Source organism: Acinetobacter sp. SH024 (assembly GCF_000163635.1).
Classification (GTDB): domain Bacteria; phylum Pseudomonadota; class Gammaproteobacteria; order Pseudomonadales; family Moraxellaceae; genus Acinetobacter; species Acinetobacter pittii.
On record NZ_GG753606.1, the window covers coordinates 45,146 to 62,975 of the forward strand.

The 17,830-nt window shown below is 38.7% G+C and carries 16 protein-coding genes and 4 pseudogenes; 7 read left to right on the forward strand and 13 right to left on the reverse strand.

Features of this window, described 5'->3' with window-relative positions; genetic code table 11:
* From HMPREF0013_RS25040 to HMPREF0013_RS23335, 4 genes and pseudogenes are all read right to left on the reverse strand, one after another.
* Positions 1–169, reverse strand: a pseudogene (locus HMPREF0013_RS25040) (IS3 family transposase); the annotation flags it as partial.
* A 185-nt stretch (positions 170–354) separates the two neighbouring features.
* Positions 355–639 (reverse strand): putative quinol monooxygenase, encoded by a 285-nt coding sequence (locus HMPREF0013_RS23325; protein ID WP_000155817.1) that lies wholly within the window; start codon positions 637–639, stop codon positions 355–357.
* A 20-nt stretch (positions 640–659) separates the two neighbouring features.
* A complete protein-coding gene (locus tag HMPREF0013_RS23330) occupies positions 660–1,658 on the reverse strand; it encodes a zinc-binding alcohol dehydrogenase family protein (RefSeq protein ID WP_002120211.1) in 999 nt (332 codons plus the stop codon).
* A 73-nt stretch (positions 1,659–1,731) separates the two neighbouring features.
* On the reverse strand, positions 1,732–2,472 hold the full coding sequence (locus tag HMPREF0013_RS23335; protein WP_001059480.1) for an SDR family oxidoreductase: 741 nt from the start codon (positions 2,470–2,472) through the stop codon (positions 1,732–1,734).
* A 135-nt stretch (positions 2,473–2,607) separates the two neighbouring features.
* Between HMPREF0013_RS23335 and HMPREF0013_RS23340 the strand changes: the two genes are divergently transcribed.
* Positions 2,608–3,507, forward strand: coding sequence for a LysR family transcriptional regulator (locus HMPREF0013_RS23340; protein ID WP_001180108.1), 900 nt, complete (start codon positions 2,608–2,610; stop codon positions 3,505–3,507).
* Between the two features lie 50 nt (positions 3,508–3,557).
* Here HMPREF0013_RS23340 and HMPREF0013_RS23345 read toward each other — a convergent pair whose 3' ends face one another.
* The 8 genes and pseudogenes from HMPREF0013_RS23345 to HMPREF0013_RS24870 all read right to left on the reverse strand — a co-directional run.
* Positions 3,558–4,574: a zinc-dependent alcohol dehydrogenase family protein gene (locus HMPREF0013_RS23345; RefSeq protein ID WP_000009381.1), complete on the reverse strand. Its 1,017-nt coding sequence runs from the start codon at positions 4,572–4,574 to the stop codon at positions 3,558–3,560.
* Entirely contained in the window at positions 4,564–5,559 is a 996-nt protein-coding gene (locus HMPREF0013_RS23350) for a zinc-dependent alcohol dehydrogenase family protein (RefSeq protein WP_001038516.1), read from the reverse strand. Before HMPREF0013_RS23350 ends, HMPREF0013_RS23345 begins: the two co-directional genes overlap by 11 nt.
* Before the next feature lie 485 nt (positions 5,560–6,044).
* Positions 6,045–6,735: pseudogene (locus tag HMPREF0013_RS25045) on the reverse strand (IS5 family transposase).
* Between the two features lie 195 nt (positions 6,736–6,930).
* Positions 6,931–7,845, reverse strand: a complete 915-nt coding sequence (gene yddG / locus HMPREF0013_RS23355; protein WP_000925802.1) for an aromatic amino acid DMT transporter YddG — start codon at positions 7,843–7,845, stop codon at positions 6,931–6,933.
* A gap of 12 nt (positions 7,846–7,857) precedes the next feature.
* Positions 7,858–9,150 carry an MFS transporter gene (locus HMPREF0013_RS23360; protein WP_000794339.1) on the reverse strand — a complete coding sequence of 431 codons (1,293 nt, stop codon included), beginning with the start codon at positions 9,148–9,150 and terminating at the stop codon, positions 7,858–7,860.
* 56 nt (positions 9,151–9,206) lie between these two features.
* A complete protein-coding gene (locus HMPREF0013_RS23365; protein WP_001094923.1) occupies positions 9,207–10,445 on the reverse strand; it encodes a M24 family metallopeptidase in 1,239 nt (412 codons plus the stop codon).
* 115 nt (positions 10,446–10,560) lie between these two features.
* Positions 10,561–11,520: a GlxA family transcriptional regulator gene (locus HMPREF0013_RS23370; protein ID WP_000941154.1), complete on the reverse strand. Its 960-nt coding sequence runs from the start codon at positions 11,518–11,520 to the stop codon at positions 10,561–10,563.
* 166 nt (positions 11,521–11,686) lie between these two features.
* Positions 11,687–12,265: pseudogene (locus HMPREF0013_RS24870) on the reverse strand (DDE-type integrase/transposase/recombinase); the annotation flags it as partial.
* Positions 12,266–12,354: 89 nt separating this feature from the next.
* On the opposite strand from HMPREF0013_RS24870, the gene HMPREF0013_RS23375 reads away from it, so the two are divergent.
* From HMPREF0013_RS23375 to HMPREF0013_RS23390, 4 genes are all read left to right on the forward strand, one after another.
* Positions 12,355–12,630, forward strand: a complete 276-nt coding sequence (locus tag HMPREF0013_RS23375; protein ID WP_001133624.1) for a metal/formaldehyde-sensitive transcriptional repressor — start codon at positions 12,355–12,357, stop codon at positions 12,628–12,630.
* Positions 12,631–12,651: 21 nt separating this feature from the next.
* Positions 12,652–13,764 (forward strand): S-(hydroxymethyl)glutathione dehydrogenase/class III alcohol dehydrogenase, encoded by a 1,113-nt coding sequence (locus HMPREF0013_RS23380; protein ID WP_000842149.1) that lies wholly within the window; start codon positions 12,652–12,654, stop codon positions 13,762–13,764.
* A 228-nt stretch (positions 13,765–13,992) separates the two neighbouring features.
* A complete protein-coding gene (fghA, locus tag HMPREF0013_RS23385) occupies positions 13,993–14,823 on the forward strand; it encodes an S-formylglutathione hydrolase (protein ID WP_000402510.1) in 831 nt (276 codons plus the stop codon).
* Positions 14,824–15,157: 334 nt separating this feature from the next.
* Positions 15,158–15,460, forward strand: coding sequence for a putative quinol monooxygenase (locus tag HMPREF0013_RS23390; protein ID WP_000920558.1), 303 nt, complete (start codon positions 15,158–15,160; stop codon positions 15,458–15,460).
* An 85-nt stretch (positions 15,461–15,545) separates the two neighbouring features.
* Here the strand turns inward: HMPREF0013_RS23390 and HMPREF0013_RS25505 are convergent.
* Positions 15,546–15,875: pseudogene (locus HMPREF0013_RS25505) on the reverse strand (IS3 family transposase); the annotation flags it as partial.
* Positions 15,876–16,059: 184 nt separating this feature from the next.
* Here HMPREF0013_RS25505 and HMPREF0013_RS23395 point away from each other — a divergent pair.
* Both HMPREF0013_RS23395 and HMPREF0013_RS23400 read left to right on the forward strand, forming a co-directional pair.
* Positions 16,060–17,217, forward strand: a complete 1,158-nt coding sequence (locus HMPREF0013_RS23395; RefSeq protein WP_000931663.1) for an iron-containing alcohol dehydrogenase — start codon at positions 16,060–16,062, stop codon at positions 17,215–17,217.
* An 85-nt stretch (positions 17,218–17,302) separates the two neighbouring features.
* Positions 17,303–17,830 (forward strand): type 1 glutamine amidotransferase domain-containing protein (locus tag HMPREF0013_RS23400; protein ID WP_025464208.1); only part of this gene is annotated, 528 nt, incomplete at its 3' end.

The window sequence follows — 17,830 nt, forward strand, 5'->3', positions numbered from 1 at the left end:
CCCAGTTTAGTGTCGCAAGTTGTACATCTTCTAAACCTTGCCAATCTGCTTTTAAATATTCAATCACCTCTGTTTTGTATAAGCCATTCACCGTTTCAGCCAAAGCAATATCATATGAATCACCAGTCGTACCGACTGATGCTCGTAAATTTCCTGCCTCTAAACGATGACATTGTTGTCAAAATGCAGGGTATTGGTGGCTCCCCTTAGGGGCATAATTTGTTGAAGCCTAGGTTACTACTAAAAAATTAAAAAAATATTAAAAAACAGGAGCTTATAGCTACAATTTTTATGTTAGCTTTCTAAGTCTCTATGTTAATTTGAAGAATACTTCATCATAATGTCCGAATACAGCTATATTTTTTTGATTTCTATAATATCACTTGATTCAATTAGCGATTGGATATTACCAAATAAACTTTGAATATAATCAGAGGCTATATGGATATCTAAATCCTCCCTGCTACGCCATTCTTCTAAGAAGAAATATCTACTCGAGTCATTTTCGCTAATATAAAGCTCATATTTCAAGCATCCTTCTTCTTGAAGCGTAAGCTCTATTACACTTTTTAAAAGCGCTTCTAACGTCTCTTTTTGATCTGATTTTGCCTTAAAGTTCGCAATTATTGAAATAGTCATTATTTCACCTTGAATTTGTTTTAGAAGTTTTCTAGTACAATTTTGCCTTTTGACTTGCCTGATTCAAGCAACTTATGCGCCTTCTCCAAGTTTGCAGCGTTAATTTTTCCTAGATTTTGGTTGAGGGTACTTCTAATTTTTTGCTGGTCAACTAATTGGGCAACCTGTTGCAATAGATTACCTTGCTTTTCAATATCATCGGTTTCATACATTGAACGGGTGAACATCAACTCCCAATGGATAGAAATAGATTTAGTCTTAAACGGCATAATATCAAATGCTTGTGGATCATCGATCAATCCAAGCTTGGCTTGTGGTGCAATCAGAGAAACTATTTGCTTGATATACGTTTCTGTATGATTTGTAGAGAATACATATTTTGGTTTTTCAATGCCTAGTGTCTCGATTTGTACATTTAAATCTTTGCTATGATCAATGACATGGTCGGCACCAAGTGATTCCACCCAAGATTTCGTTTCTTCACGTGAAGCTGTTGCTATAACGCTCAGATTTGTTTTTGCTTTTAGGAGTTGGATAGCAATTGAACCTACACCGCCTGCACCACCAATAATTAAAATACTGCCAACTTCTGTTTCTGAAATTTGAAACCGATCAAACAGCATTTCCCATGCCGTTATTGCAGTTAATGGCAATGCTGCTGCTTCTGCATTAGATACTGTAATTGGTTTAAGACTGATAATTCGTTCATCGACTGCTTGAAACTCAGCATTACTACCATCTCGGGTTAAATTGCCAGCATACCAAACAGAATCTCCTACTTTAAACGAGGTAACTTTTGAGCCAACTTCGATAATTTCCCCAACGGCATCCCAACCTAAAATACGATTATTTGCTTCAGACGAATTTTTTCTCACTTTAGTATCAACTGGATTCACAGAGATTGCCTGAACTTTTACCAGTACATCACGTTCCTTAAGCGTAGGCTTCGCTTTTTCAATATCTACCAATGAATTTTTAAAATCATCATGGTTATTTATAACATACGATACGGCTTTCATAGATTTGTCCTCAACTTTAAAAAAATATAGTAAAAATGGGAGCGAAGTACTCCCATTTTATGTTATTCAATAATTAAAACTCTTGGCTCGTTGGGCGCAAAACAATTTCATTAATATCTACATCCGCAGGCTGTTCAATTGCATAAGCAATTGCTCGAGCGACTGAGTCAGCTGGTATGGCTTGTTTGTAGAAATCAGTAACAAACTCTGAACTTTCTTTATGAGAAGAACCAAATTTTAGTTCTGACTCAATTGCACCAGGCTCAATAGTAGTCGTTCTAATTGTTCCCCCAACTTCATGACGAAGGCCTTCAGAGATGGCTCTTACAGCAAACTTAGTACCGCTATAAACAGTACCTCCTGGACTAAATACTTTTAACCCTGCAACAGATGCGAGATTAATAAAGTGTCCAAAGTTTTGTTTTTGGAAAACAGGCAGTGTAGCTGCTATACCATAAAGAACACCTTTAATATTAATGTCGATCATACGATCCCATTCATCAACTTTTAGCTCACTTAATGGTGCAATAGACATTAATCCAGCATTGTTTACCAATACATCGATTTGACCAAATGCGCTTAATGCCTTTTCAATAAGTGCTTGTACTTCATGTGGTTTGGTTATATCCATACCAATAAATTCAGCTTGACCACCTTCAGCACGAATGTCGTGAACAATAGCCTGTAATTTTTCAGTACGTCTAGCACCAAGTACAACCTTTGCACCTTTTTTAGCAAGTAAGCGAGCAGTAGCTTCACCTAAACCACTACTTGCACCAGTGATAACAATAACTTTATTTTCTATATTATTCATATAAGTAACCTTCAACCTATCTGTCAATCATATTTGATGGGTTAAGTATTACAGCCTTGTCAGGTATAATAAATGAATAATATTATCTTTCAGAATTCCTATTTACGGAATAATTACCATAACACAGGATTGGACATGCAGAACAAATTGGAAATGATGCGTATCTTTTGTGTCGCAGCAGAGTCTCGAAATTTTAAGGAGGCAGCAACTCAGCTAGGTATTTCCCCACAGGTAGTGACACGGGCAATAAAAGAGCTAGAAGAGCAGCGCGGAGAGATTCTGTTCTACAGGAGTACTCGACAAATTAAAATTACCGCTGATGGTGAGCGTCTGGCAAAGCAAGCACGTTTTGCGGTGGGATCAATCGATGCTTTGCTTGTAAAAGACACCAAGGAAAAACGAGATGAAATGCGTGGGACTGTCCGTCTTACTGTGTCGTCTGTGTTAGGGCGTAAATTGGTAATACCTGCACTAGCAGAATTTGCCACACGTTATCCAGATATTGTCGTTGATTGTGTGCTAACAGATTCACACTCGGATGTGATCGATGAGCGGATAGATATCGGGATCAGATTTGGATTTTTGCCGGACAATCGATATGTGGCAAAGGAATTGGCTAAAGTGAACTTTTATTCTGTGGGTACGCCAGAGTTAATTGATAAGGTTGGAATGCCCAAAAAAATTATTGATCTTGATAAATACCCTCTAACAGCACTAGTCGATCATAAAACAGGGCGTTACTGGCCATGGACATTCACCGAAAGTCGAAGCTTTACGCCATCAAAGCCCCGTTTTATTACAGATGATCTAGAAGCTGAATTTCAAGCTATTCTCGCTGGAGTCGGATTCGGACACATGCCTGGATTTCTAGTTTTGCCGTGGCTTAGGAGTGGTAAGCTCATTCAGATACTTCATGAGGAAAACTCTCCCGTTTGGCGCCTGTATTTATATCGTCCACAGCGGGGCCCGACACCTTTGCGAATCCGAGCATTGTTTGATTACTTAGCGGAAGTGCTGGGCCATATAGAAACTTGAATCAGATGTAACTAACCTTTTTTTTAGAAAGTAGAAATCAGATAAGACCATCATGTATTTAGAGTAACTACAATTTTTCCTATTTGCTGATTTGATTCAAGATAGCGCTGAGCGTCATGCATGTCCTCAAAGTTAAAGCAACAGTCGATCACTGGACGAAGATATCCTGCACCTATACTGCTAAGAATAAATCGTCTGGCTTGCTCCCTTAGAACAGGGTCATGGAGAACCTCAAGGAATAAAAAACCTCGCATGGTTAAGCTTTTGCGTAATGCAACTTTAAGGGGAAATGGTGTGATCTCCGGGCTAAGTGCACCATGCATAACCATAGTTCCTCCCACAGACATCGCTTTTGCAATCTGTTCAATATGTGGCCCTCCCACAGCATCGAAGGCGACATCAAGATGTTCTCCACCTAAACGTAAAACAAGCGCCTCATACAAATCTGGTTCATCTTCACGGGCTATAACATTTTTAACACCGAGATCCAGTAAACGTTGCTTTTTCTCTATCGTCTGTGTACTTGCAATGACCTTAGCATCCGCTGCTTCAGCTATCTGTATCGCAGCTAGTCCTACGCTACTTGAAGCTGCTGTGATCAAGATCGTTTTTCCTTTCGAAACTCCACCAGCATGGATTACACCACCCCAAGCCGTCAAATACTGCATCCAGATTGAAGAAGCTTCTTCCCAGCTTAAACTATCAGGTTTGTGAACTAAAAAAGTTTCTGGAATCAGAAGCTTGTCCGTATATGTCCCATATTTGGCTAGATTGTCAGTCGGAAGAATCGATACTGCATCTCCTGGAGAAAATTGGCGTACACCTTCACCTATCGCAAGAACTATGCCTGCTCCCTCATATCCCAGACGAGAAGGGAATACTGCCTTTTGAATATAAGTACCACGCCGAAACATTACATCAGCCCGGTTGAGTCCGATCGTTTTCATCTGTATTAGAACTTCTCCTGCGGCTGGTAAAGCAACAGGAAGTGTTTCTAATGTCAGAACATCTGTATCTCCAATACAATTGAAGCGCCAAGTCTTGGCCTGAAGTGCGTTAAATGACATCAATAACGACCTTAATATTGGCAGAGCGATCTTGAACAGCATCATGAGCCTCAATCGCTTGGTCTAGAGTAAAATGACGAGGATCAACAATAGGACACAGTTTACCTTCCTCAACGAGACGGGTAGCGATCTTAAGGACATCACCATGATGAGAACGGCGATTGCCTGTTAACATCGGCAATAGGACGAATACGCCAGACAGTGTGGCACATCGTAGAGATGAACTCGCTAAATTATGATTACCAAATGCAGCACAGCTGGTAATGTGGCCATAGTGAGTTGTCATGGAAAGTGAGGCTTCGAGTACTGGACCACCCACAGTGTCGTAAACAATGTTAAAGCCTTGACCCTCAGGGCTTGCAGCAATAATGTCATCGGAAGATGCTGTTGTGTAATCGAGAGGTGTTGCACCGAGTTCTGAAATCAGCGATTGATCAGCTGTACGACCAGTCGCCCAAACATTTGCATCAAGTGCTTTTGCAAGCTGAACAACCATATAACCAACGCCACCAGCACCACCCTGAACCAGTACAGTTTGCCCTGGTTGAACCTTAGCATTATCCACTAAACCTTCCCAAGCGGTGAGGAACGTCAATGGTAGTACTGCTGCCTCGCGCATAGAGATATTCCGTGGCTTTAATGCGATCAGATCAGCATCTGCTACAATATATTCTGCTAAAGATCCTTGAAGATTACGAACGCCACCAATCAGACCGTAAACTTCATCTCCGACGTTGAAGTGAGTGACACCTTCACCAATAGCAGTTACAACCCCAGCCATATCTGTTCCCAACACGGCAGGAAGCTCTGGCATAGCATATGGTGCTTCACCAAGACGAATTTTATAATCAATAGGGTTTACACCACTAGCATGAATACGTACTAGAACTTGCCCAGCCTCTGGTTGAGGTATAGGGAGTTCTACACGTGTAAATTCATGATCACCAAAATTTTCTAGGATAAGAGCACTCATCATCTTATTCATAGTTGTTCCTTATTCATAACTGGGGGTTGATATGCACAGTACCAAAGTAAAATAATCCAATAAATGATATTTATAGGATTTAATAATTCCTAAATAATGAATAATAAATATCATCCGCTCACTAAAAATAATCTAGTACAGTCTGTAAAGGCATTTTTAATCTAAACTATCGGTAGTATTTTTAAGGTGTGATACGTTCAAAATATCTACAAAGTGGCTAAAAGTTGGAAACATAATTCTAAAAGGTCACAGCATTACAAAGAACATGAGCCAAAATAAAAAAATGGGAGCTAAAGCTCCCATTTTTTTGTGACTTTTGTATAAGCTCTACTATGTTTATTTAAAAAAATTAAAAATAGAGACAGAAAATTTTCGCTAAAGACCTTTTTGATTTTTCGATTTATAAAAAGTATTGCTTTTTATACTATGGAGCACTATAGTATAAAAACTAAAAAATAAGGAGGTCTGATGTCTAGGGCATGTCCTCATTTGGCTTTGCACCAAATTAACATGCAAGCAATGTAAATCATAGACTGATAATTTCGTGCAAGCTTATCAAATCGGGTCGCTATCGCTCGGAAATGTTTTAATCTCGCAAAGGCATTTTCAACTAGATGACTTAAACGATATTAATACCGATCAAATTCTTTATTTTCTCTCTTACTATTTGATTTCATTGGGATGATCGGCACAATATTTTGCTTTCTTGGCAACGTCCTAATTTTTTCCGAATCATAACCTTTATCTGCAATCAGATAATCTGCCTCACCAATCAACTACTCCGCAACTTGGCTGTCATGGAGTTCACCTCTAGTGATTTTAAAATCAATCGGCAATCCATTCGCGTCGGTTGCAAGATGAATTTTTGTGGTTCTTTCACCTCTAGACCGTCCAATTGCTCGCTTGAAACCGTGCCGAGCTCCACTTGCATGCTGATGCGCGCATATGTAGCTTCCCTCAATGAATACTCATTCTTGATCCAATACGCCTCGTAGTTTAAAAAAATTTACCCCACAAGCCCTTACTCGCCCAACGATTAAAGCGGTTATATGCTGTTTTCCAAGGACAAAATTCTTCAGGAATATCACGCCATGTTGCATCTGTACATAATTTCCATAAGATGGCTTCCATGATATTTCTACCGTTCTTTGAACAATAACAACCATGAAATTGCATCGTAGACTGGATTTGTTGTCAAATATCATCGGTGAGTAGAGTTCGTGCCATTGAGAAATATACAAATAAAAAGAGGTTAAATCATTCTTTTAAATCTTTAAAATCAATTTTTCAAATGAGGACACGCCCTAATAGATAAACAGTTTCAATATCTTGACTTCGCTTAAAGTCTAGTATGTTAATTTTAGTATAACTCTAAATAATTTGTTTCTTTCGAGTCGCTAACCAACACAAAACTGCTCCTGCTGTCACCATTGCAACACCTTGCCAAAAGATAAAAGATAAGGACGTACTTAGAATTAATGCCGCAAACAAAGCTGATAGCACGGGAATAAAATAAGAAGCTCCAGCCATTAACGTCATGTTCCCTGAAATAATTCCAATATTCCAAGCACCATATCCCAAACCTAAAGCACCAGCTGCCATAATCAGAGTGACTGTATTGTCATAAGTAAAATTAAGAGCTGACCCACTCATGAGAAGGTATTTGATCCATAGTACAACTCCAGTCAAGGCAAAAAATATAGTGACTAGATTTTTACCCTGAGATGTTTTTACTGTCACAGAACAATATGCAGCCCACAAAATAGCAGCAGCAAAAGCTAAACCATAACTAAGAGGATTAGCTTTTAAATTAGTAAATATCTGAAAAAAATCAAATCCAGTATCTCCTCCTAATACCCAACAAATTCCAACTAAAGCGAATATGCAGCCAGGAATAATTAAAATATTGGCCTTAACGTTGTTAAAAATAATTGCGAATAGTAGAGTAAATGTTGGCCATAGATAATTAATCATGCCGACTTCGATTGCTTGTCTACTGTTTTGCGCATAGCCAATAGAAAGGGCAAAACATAATTCATAAGCAACAAATAAAAGGCTTCCCCACCATAAATAGGATTTTGGGATGGTAGAAAACTTAGGCATACCAACCATGAAAACTAAAATCATGGATGCGACACTGTAAATTAGAGCAGCACCAGCTACAGCTCCAAAGCTCTCACTGACACTACGCATTAAGCCTACATTTGTACTCCAAAATATGACAGCTGTAAGACCAATTAAAGTCGATATATTTCTATTGAATGTAGGGAGAGCATTTAAAAGCATAACCTATTCCTTTTAAGCCTTAGCATTGATTAAATGATGTGATTTCCTCTCTAATAAAGCCATACTTGCAAAAATTGCAACTATAACTAATAAGATACTAGGTGCTAAGGTATTAGCTGTTTGTTGAATTAACCAAGTTGCAACGAAAGGAACTGTTCCACCTAACAGTGCATTAGCAGTATTAAAACTAAAGGCAAAACCGGTATAGCGCACTTGTATAGGGAATTGTTCTGTTAAATATGCAGGTAAGCTCCCATCGTTCATTGCTAATAATGTGCAGAACATGAGCTGAATGATCACCATTTCAATAAAACTGGCAGTTGAAAGTAAGTAGAACAAGGGTACAGTCAGTGCTATAAAGCTTAGACCTGCCCAAAGCAACATTTTCTTACGTCCAATTCGATCTGAATATTTGCCCATCACAAAAACTACAGCAATATAAAATAGCAATGAAATTGACCCTGATATAAAGGCTTGGGATTTATTTACACCTAACTCTGTAGCTAAATAATTTGGCATATAACTAAAAATAAGATAGAAGGCGGTGGCATTTAAAGATGCAACTGCAAATGCTTTAAAAAGTGCTGGTTGATACTGAGTAAATAAGGCTTTGATTGGAAAATTTTCTTTGTTGCTATTTTTTTGATGTTCTAAAAACTCTGGGGTTTCTTCTAACTTTACACGGATATAATACCCGATTAAACCTAATGGTGCTGCCAATAAAAATGGAATTCTCCAACCATATTCGTGTAAAAACGCCTCTGACATGAAAGCGAACATCGCCGCTGCCATTAAAGAGCCGAGTAGTAAACCCGTTGCAGTACTTGCAGGAACTAAACTGGTATAAAGTCCTCTTTTTCCCTTAGGGGCGTATTCTGCAAGAAAATTTGCTGCACCAGCATATTCACCTGAAGCGGAGAAGCCTTGGATCATCCGGAATATTAATAACATAATCGGTGCAAAAATACCGATACTTTGATAACTTGGTAACAGTGCAATACATACCGTAGCCAGTGTCATTAATATAATCGACCACGATAGTGCATTTTTTCGACCAAATTTATCCCCAACATGCCCCCAAAAAATACCGCCTAATGGACGAAAAATAAATGAAATTGCAAAGATCGCATATGTAGCCATTAATGCGGTTAAAGGGTCACTTTTCGGGAAAAAAACCACTGCAATAACTGTTGCCAAAAAACCATATGCAGCATAATCAAACCACTCCACAAAATTACCAATAAAGCTGGCGCTAGCAACACGTCTTAGAGTATTTTTTTGCTCTATTTGATGATTGTTTTTCATTCTATTTACTCCTAATTAAATAGGCACTCATTTTCAGAGTGCCTATTTAAAATCTTTTATTTGATAATGTTATGTTCTGGACCATATGGGAATTTGGTAATATTTTCATTTCCTGATTCTGTAACGACCAAGATATCATGTTCACGGTAACCACCAGCCCCAGCCATTCCTTGCGGAATCATAATCATAGGTTCCATTGAAATCACCATGCCTGGTTCTATCACCGTATCAATATCTTCACGTAATTCTAAACCGGCTTCACGACCGTAATAATGTGATAACACACCAAAGGAATGTCCATAACCAAATGTGCGGTACTGCAATAAACCTTCTTCATAGAAAATTTCATTTAACTCTTTAGCAATATCACTGCAACGTGCACCTGGGCGAATGAGTTTTAAGCCAGCTTCATGCACCTTGACATTCGCCTCCCAAATTCGTAATGAAGCATCATCACAGTGATCAAAGAACTGTGTACGCTCTAAAGCTGTATAATAGCCAGCAATCATAGAAAAGCAGTTTAAACTTAAAATATCACCTTTTCGGACTTGGCGGGTTGTAACAGGATTATGTGCACCATCCGTATTAATGCCTGATTGAAACCAAGTCCACGTATCCATGAGTTCAGAGTTTGGAAAACGTTTGGCAATTTCACGTACCATGGATTGAGTAGAGGCTAAAGCCACTTCATGCTCTGGCACACCTTCACGAATTGCTGCAGTCACTGCAAAACCACCAATATCACATACTGCAGCACCTTGGGTGATATGTGCAATTTCTTCAGCAGATTTAATCATGCGTAGCTTCATGCATGCGGCACTAATATCCACAAACTGCACATTCGGTAAAACTGCTTTTAACTTGTTTAAACGTTCTAAAGGTAAATGATCAAACTCAATTCCTACACGGCCTTTATTTGGAATTTCTTGTGTAACCGCTTTAAAATAGTTATCACGCTGCCAGTCAGTATAAACTACGTTATAGTCGCCAATCGTACGACGCCAAGGTTGCCCAGCATCAATATTTGCTGAAATTGTCACCACTTTTTCTGGGCTAACCACCAGACCGTAGAAGCGCCCAAATGAACAATAAATAAAGTCTGCATAATAGTTAATGTTATGGATTGAACTAAATAGAATATGATCAATTTCTAGCTCTTCCATTAGTTGGCGTAACTTGCTCTGTCTATTTTGATACTCAGATAATGAAAATGTTGCAGAAACTTTTTCACCATTTTCAATGGTTAATAATGATGGTAGTTGTGAAGCAACAAAATTATTTACTAAAGTATTCATATATTTTCCTAGATCAATGTAATGTAATCAATGAGCTAAGCTTATGCAGAATATGAATAGGGATTTTTGCTAAAAGCGTCAAAAAGTTGTCAAAAACCGACAAGACTAAAAAACACTAATGAGCAAAATCCAGAATGTTACGTTCAAATTTGGGGGAATAGTTAAAAAAAGCTTTATAGGCTTTAGTAAAACTAGATACATTACAAAAACCACATGCCAAAGCAATATTTGAAATGTTTAACGTAGACTGTTTAAGTAGATTCTGTGCATAGGTGAGTCTTAGTTTTAAATAATATTCTTTTGGAGCCAATTGTAGATTCATTTTAAACAAGCGCTCTAAAGTACGCGGTTGAATTTTTACATGCTGTGCAATTTCAGCAATAGTTAAAGGCTCATTAATATTATTTTCCATTAAGCGCAATACTTCTTGAATCTGAAAATCAAGTTTTTTCTTATGTTCAGCAATAGGTTGATGTTGAATTTCATTGCTCTCACGCACTTGATGAACAATAAATTGCTCACAGATTCTTTTAGCAATATTTGGATAGTGTATTTCAACAAGTGCCAAGCCTAAATCAATCGCTGCAAGCCCACCAGAACAGGTAAAACGGTTCGCATCAATGGTAAAAATATGTGGGGTAAACTGTACTAATGGAAACTCTTCTTGTGCCGCTAAGGTATTTTCCCAATGAAGGCTAGCACGAAAGCCATTTAGTAGATTGGCTTTCGCTAATACATAAGCGCCTGTACATAAACCACCTAAAGCAATTTTTTGTTGATCCAACCTATATAAAAAATTCTTTAAGCGTACTGTCATATTTTTATAAAGTTGAAAACCACCACAAATAAAAACTATATCCATGTTCAGTAAATGTGACCAAACACAGGTATGTTGTATTTGAAGACCATTGCTTGCGCAGCTATGATGACCATCTAAACCCGTTACATTCCATTGGTATAAATTGTCTTCTGTAACATAATTAGCCATACGCAAGACTTCAACCATGTTTGAGAAAGCAATCATTGAAAAGTTATCGAGTAATAAAAAACCAATACGCTTAGAGTTTTGTAACATAAATTTAATGTTCTTCACTTTTTTCAATATTTTTATAAAGCAATTTTGAGACCACAATTTTGATTTTTTCAGATTTAAAAGTCACTTTTGTCTTTATTTCCATGAGGCTTTGTTGCATAAAGCCTTTGATAGCAGAGTGAACCGTACTGGGTTTGTAGGAGACTTTTTATTTAAGTTGGGCCACCTGAACTAACGGGTTAATTTTATCATAATACTTTGTTTCAAAATCAAAAGGCGATACATAACCAATGCACTGTGTACACGCTTTTTATTGAACCAATCTACCCAATTTAATATCGCAAGTTGTACATCTGCTTTTCAATAGTCAATCACCTCAGTTTTGTATAAGCCATTCACCGTTTCAGCCAAAGCATTATCATAGGAATCACCAGTTGTACCGACTGATGCTCCTAAATTTGCTGCCTCTAACAGGAAAACGAATAGAAAGATATTGCACACCTCTATTTAAATCATGAATTACATTCTTTGGCATACATCGGTCACGTAATACTTGCTCCAGTGCATCAAGCACCATATCTCTATTCATCCGTGTTGATACTTTCCATCCAACAATTGCGCGTGAGAACACATCAATAATAAGGGCGGTATAGACCTAGCCTGAATTTGTTTGAATATAGCTGAAGTCTGCGACCTGACATACAAAAAGCACTGCTTCGCAAGGGTCAGGATGATCAGCACTAAAATTACGGTTCACCAAGCCAACTGCCCGTTTTTGGTCATCTCGTACAAAGCCTTTTCGATTTATAAAAAAATATTGTTCTTTTTTATACTATAGGGTACTATAGTATTAACACTAGCAAATAAGGAGGTCTGATGCCTAATCAGGTTGAAGACAAAAAAAAGATTCTTCTACGCGTCAGAAAGATCAAAGGTCAGACGCAAGCGATTGAAAAAGCGTTAGAAGACAATGTGGAATGTGGTGCAATTCTGCAACAAATATGCTCTGTGCGCGGTGCTATTAATGGTTTAATGAATGAAATGTTGGAGGTTCATTTAAAGGACACTTTAGTATCAGGTGAAACCACAGAACAACAACGAAAAGAAGAATTGGCTGAAATCGCCAAGATTTTAAAATCATATTTAAAATAGATCTGTATAAGGAATTATTCCATGAAGTCACGTGCTGCTGTTGCGTTTGGTCCTGGTCAACCTCTTCAAATTGTTGAAGTTGATGTTGCACCACCGAAGAAAGGTGAAGTATTAATCAAGATCTCCCATACCGGTGTGTGTCATACAGACGCATTTACTTTATCTGGCGATGATCCTGAAGGTGTTTTTCCCGCTATTCTCGGGCATGAAGGTGCTGGTGTTGTAGTTGAGGTTGGTGAAGGCGTGACTAGCGTCAAACCAGGTGATCATGTAATTCCACTTTACACTGCTGAATGTGGCGAGTGCGTATTCTGTAAATCTGGAAAATCGAACTTGTGTATTTCCGTTCGCGAAACTCAAGGTAGAGGCGTAATGCCAGATGGTACCACTCGTTTTTCCTACAACGGTCAACCGATTTACCACTATATGGGCTGCTCAACGTTCAGTGAATACACTGTAGTGGCAGAAGTATCATTGGCTAAAATCAATCCTGAAGCCAATCACGAACATGTCTGCTTACTGGGTTGTGGGGTAACAACGGGTATCGGTGCAGTACATAACACGGCTAAAGTACAAGAAGGTGATAGTGTTGCGGTCTTTGGTTTAGGTGGTATTGGTTTGGCAGTCGTACAAGCCGCACGTCAAGCTAAAGCAGGGCGTATTATTGTGGTTGACATGAATCCAGATAAATTTGCGCTGGCAAAAGAGTTTGGTGCAACGGACTTCTTGAACCCTAAAGATTACGATAAACCAATCCAGCAAGTAATTGTCGAAATGACTGGCTGGGGTGTAGATCATTCATTTGAATGTATTGGTAACGTGAATGTGATGCGTGCAGCCCTTGAAAGTGCACACCGTGGCTGGGGACAATCCGTAATTATTGGTGTAGCTGGCGCAGGTCAGGAAATCTCTACCCGTCCATTCCAACTGGTTACTGGTCGTAAATGGCTAGGTTCTGCCTTTGGTGGTGTAAAAGGTCGTACGCAACTTCCAGGAATGGTTGAAGATGCCATGAAAGGTAAAATTCAATTAGAACCATTTGTGACACATACGATGGGCTTGGATCAGATCAATGAAGCCTTTGATCTAATGCATGAAGGTAAGTCAATTCGTACTGTAATTCATTACGAATAATTGCGTCAGACCTTATACTTTTCCATGCATGTGCATCATGAATGACATGCATGGAATCCTCTAAAACGGCACATCATCTGTAAAACAGATCTATCTGTGTAGGCATCGTGTATAGGTTCAATAAACCTGCCTACATTTTAAATCTTTATCACTATTCTCTGTGGAGAATGTAAGACTCTTTGTTTACTTGATTTCTCATGAAGTCTTGCTCAACATAGGTAATTGATTATGGAAATAATTGAGAAGCATGCTTCTTTTGGTGGATCGCAAGAAGTGTATCGCCATCAGTCAATAGCATTAAACTGTTCAATGAAATTCTCAATATATCTGCCACCTCATGACAAAGATGAGCGGTTGCCAGTGTTATATTGGTTATCAGGATTGACTTGCAACGAACAGAACTTTATTACTAAAGCCGGAGCACAAAAGTATGCGGCTGAACATAAAGTCATTATTGTTGCACCAGATACCAGCCCACGTGGAGAGGATGTACCAGATCATGCAGATTATGATTTAGGCCAAGGCGCAGGATTCTATGTGAATGCAACACAAGCACCCTGGTCGCAGCATTTCAAAATGTATGATTATATTGTGGAAGAGCTCAGAAATCTGATTGACCTGAATTTTCCGACCAATCAAGTCCAAAGTATTATGGGTCATAGCATGGGTGGTCATGGTGCATTAGTAATTGGATTAAAAAATCCTGAGCTGTATAAAAGTATTTCTGCTTTTGCACCAATTGTTGCACCTAGCCAAGTACCTTGGGGGAAAAAGGCTTTTACACACTACCTAGGTGAAACCGAAACTTTATGGAAAAGCTATGATGCGATTGAATTAATCAAAAACGCTGAAGTTCATTTACCTATTTTAGTCGATCAAGGAACAGCTGATGATTTTCTTGAAGAACAGTTAAGGCCTAAGCTTCTTAGTGATATTTGTTTGGAACAAGAATATCCTCTTACACTTAACCTAAGAGAAGGGTATGACCATAGCTATTACTTCATTGCGAGCTTTATAGAGAAACATATAGAGTTTCACAGCAAATTCCTAGCTAAATAACTTTCATAGATATGAGGATGTACAATATTGTTCTTGAATGCTTCTTGAGCAATATAATTTCCAGATGAAGAGGTCAGCTTATAAAGCTAAGGTAGAGTCAATTGATCCTTATATAAATAAGATTGAATTTAATCATCTCATATCTTGATTTTTTGATTCAAATGTTAATGATATTAACTTGAATAAATTCATAGCATTATGTCGAAATAAAAACCTAAATTTTGGCTCAGCTATGGGAATTTTTTCTAACTTTTATACAACAAAACTTTCTGACATGCATACATTAGCAATGTCAGAATCAGTTTGAATTCTAATCAATTATGGAGTTTTAGTCATGCTTAAAACAGCTTTATATGTCCGTCTTGAAGCTAAACCGGGTAAAGAAGACGAAGTGGAAGCTTTTCTTAAAGCCGGTTTACCTATTGTAATGGAAGAACCTGCGACAGTTGCGTGGTTTGGCCTACGTCTTGGACCTACAACATTTGGTATTTTTGATGCATTTCCTGATGAGGCGGGTCGCCAAGCGCATTTATCTGGCAAGGTTGCAGCTGCGTTGATGGCTCAGGCCGAAGAGCTATTTTCAGAGCCACCGTCTATTGAAAAAGTAGATGTTTTGGCGAGTAAACTACCAGCTTAAACCGATGCTTAAATGTATGAGGGTGCTGTCTGAAATTTTGAATGTAAGGCAGCACTTCAACCCTATGATGTTTGTCAGAGGCTTTCTATTCAAGTTGGGCTACTTTATTTAATGGCTTAATCTCATCATTTACAAGGGTCAATATCCAAAACAGGGTAAATAAACAAATGCAACTATTTACACGCTTTATATTGAACCAATCTATCTAATTTACTGTCGCATTTGTACATCTGCTAAACCGTGCCAATCTGCTTTTAAAATATTTAATCATTGCTATTTTGTATGAGCCATTCACTGCTTTAGCCAATGCGTTCACGACCATGTCAGTAGTCATGCGTGTTGATACCTTCCATTCAACAATCGCTCGTGAAAATACATCAATAATAAAAGTGGTATAGAACAAGCCTGAATGTGTTTAACCATCACTAAGGTCGGCAAGCTGAAATAATTTTTATAAAAATAGACGACTGGTCTATTTTTGTGTATAGTTAGCACATAGTGCAGTCAAAAGCCGCAGTGTTGTCCAATTTTTTTAAAGTTTATTTGATGAATAACGGTGGTTTTTCAAATCAATTAGCTGATCATCCTAGGATAAAAATATGTTGAATTTTAACTTTTATAATCCGACTCGCATTATTTTTGGTGGCGATACAATAGCTAAAATCAATGACTATGTGCCTACAGAAGCAAAAGTATTAATGTTGTTTGGTGGTGAAAGTGCACGTAAGAATGGTACTTTAGCTGAGGTGCGTGAAGCATTAGGTGCAAGAGAAATTCATGAATTTGGCGGAATTGAGCCGAATCCGAGTTATGAAACCCTCATGAAAGCTGTAGAGCTGATTCGAGAACAAAAGATAGATTTCTTGATGGCTGTCGGTGGCGGATCGGTAATTGATGGTACTAAATTTATTGCAGCAGCAGTCAATTATACAGGGGATACATGGGAGATTTTAGAAACCCATGGTACTAAAATTACTCAAGCTTTGCCTTTTGCGAGTGTACTCACCCTTCCGGCAACTGGTTCAGAAATGAATAGCGGTGGGGTAGTAACCAGAAAATCGACCCAAGCCAAATTGTCATTTAACAGCCCCTATGTTTTTCCGCAATTTTCCGTACTGGATCCGAATAAAACTTTTAGCTTGCCGACGCGCCAATTAGCAAATGGCGTGGTCGATGCATTTGTTCATGTCATGGAACAGTACTTAACTTACCCTGTCAATGCACAAGTACAAGATCGTTTTGCCGAAGGTCTATTGCAAACTCTGATTGAGATTGGACCGAAAATCTTGGAAGATTCAGCAGATTATGACACGCGTGCGAATTTGATGTGGGCTGCTAGCATGGCACTGAATGGGCTAATTGGAGCTGGTGTACCACAAGATTGGTCAACTCATTTGATTGGGCATGAGCTCACGGCTTTACATGGTATTGATCATGCTCGTACCTTGGCCATTGTGTTGCCGGCCAATCTACAAGTGCGTCGTCAAGAGAAGCGAGAAAAATTACTACAGTATGCAGCTCGAGTCTGGCAGATTGTCGAAGGTGATGAAGAACAACGTATTGATACTGCTATTGCTCGTACTCGAGCCTTCTTTGAGCAACTTGGATTGCCGACTCGTCTTAGCGATTATGGACTGGGGGAGACAGATATTGAGATCATCATTACGCAACTTAAATCACACAATCTTACACAGCTAGGCGAACATAAAACTGTTTCATTAGAGATCAGTCGCCAAATTCTCGAGACGAGTATCTAAATAAGCGTATCTGTCATGGTCACGTTACACGACAAGTGATCATGCAACAATGCTCCTCAATCCTGAAAAATATCGGAGAAATAACATGAAAATTTTAATCGTTTTAACCTCACATGATCAACTTGGCAATACTGGTAAGAAAACAGGTTTCTGGCTAGAAGAACTTGCTGCACCGTATTACACCTTTATTGACTCTGGTGCTGAAGTTACGCTGGCGTCGCCTCAAGGTGGGCAGCCACCACTAGATCCGAAAAGTAATTTGGCCGATGCGCAAACTGAAACCACTCATCGTTTTGAAGCTGATCCAACTGCAATGCAAGCATTGGCACAGACGCATAAACTTAGCGAAATTTCTGTAGCTGATTATGATGCAGTGTTTTATCCAGGCGGGCATGGCCCATTGTGGGATTTAGCAGAAGATCCGATTTCAATTTCTGTGATTGAACAGGCGATTCAGTCTGGCAAACCTGTTGCAGCAGTGTGTCATGCCCCGGGTGTTTTTCGACATGTGAAAGCGAGTAATGGAGCGCCTTTAGTTAGCGGTAAATTAGTGACTGGTTTCACCAATACTGAGGAGGCCGCTGTAGGTTTGACTGAAATTGTACCATTTTTT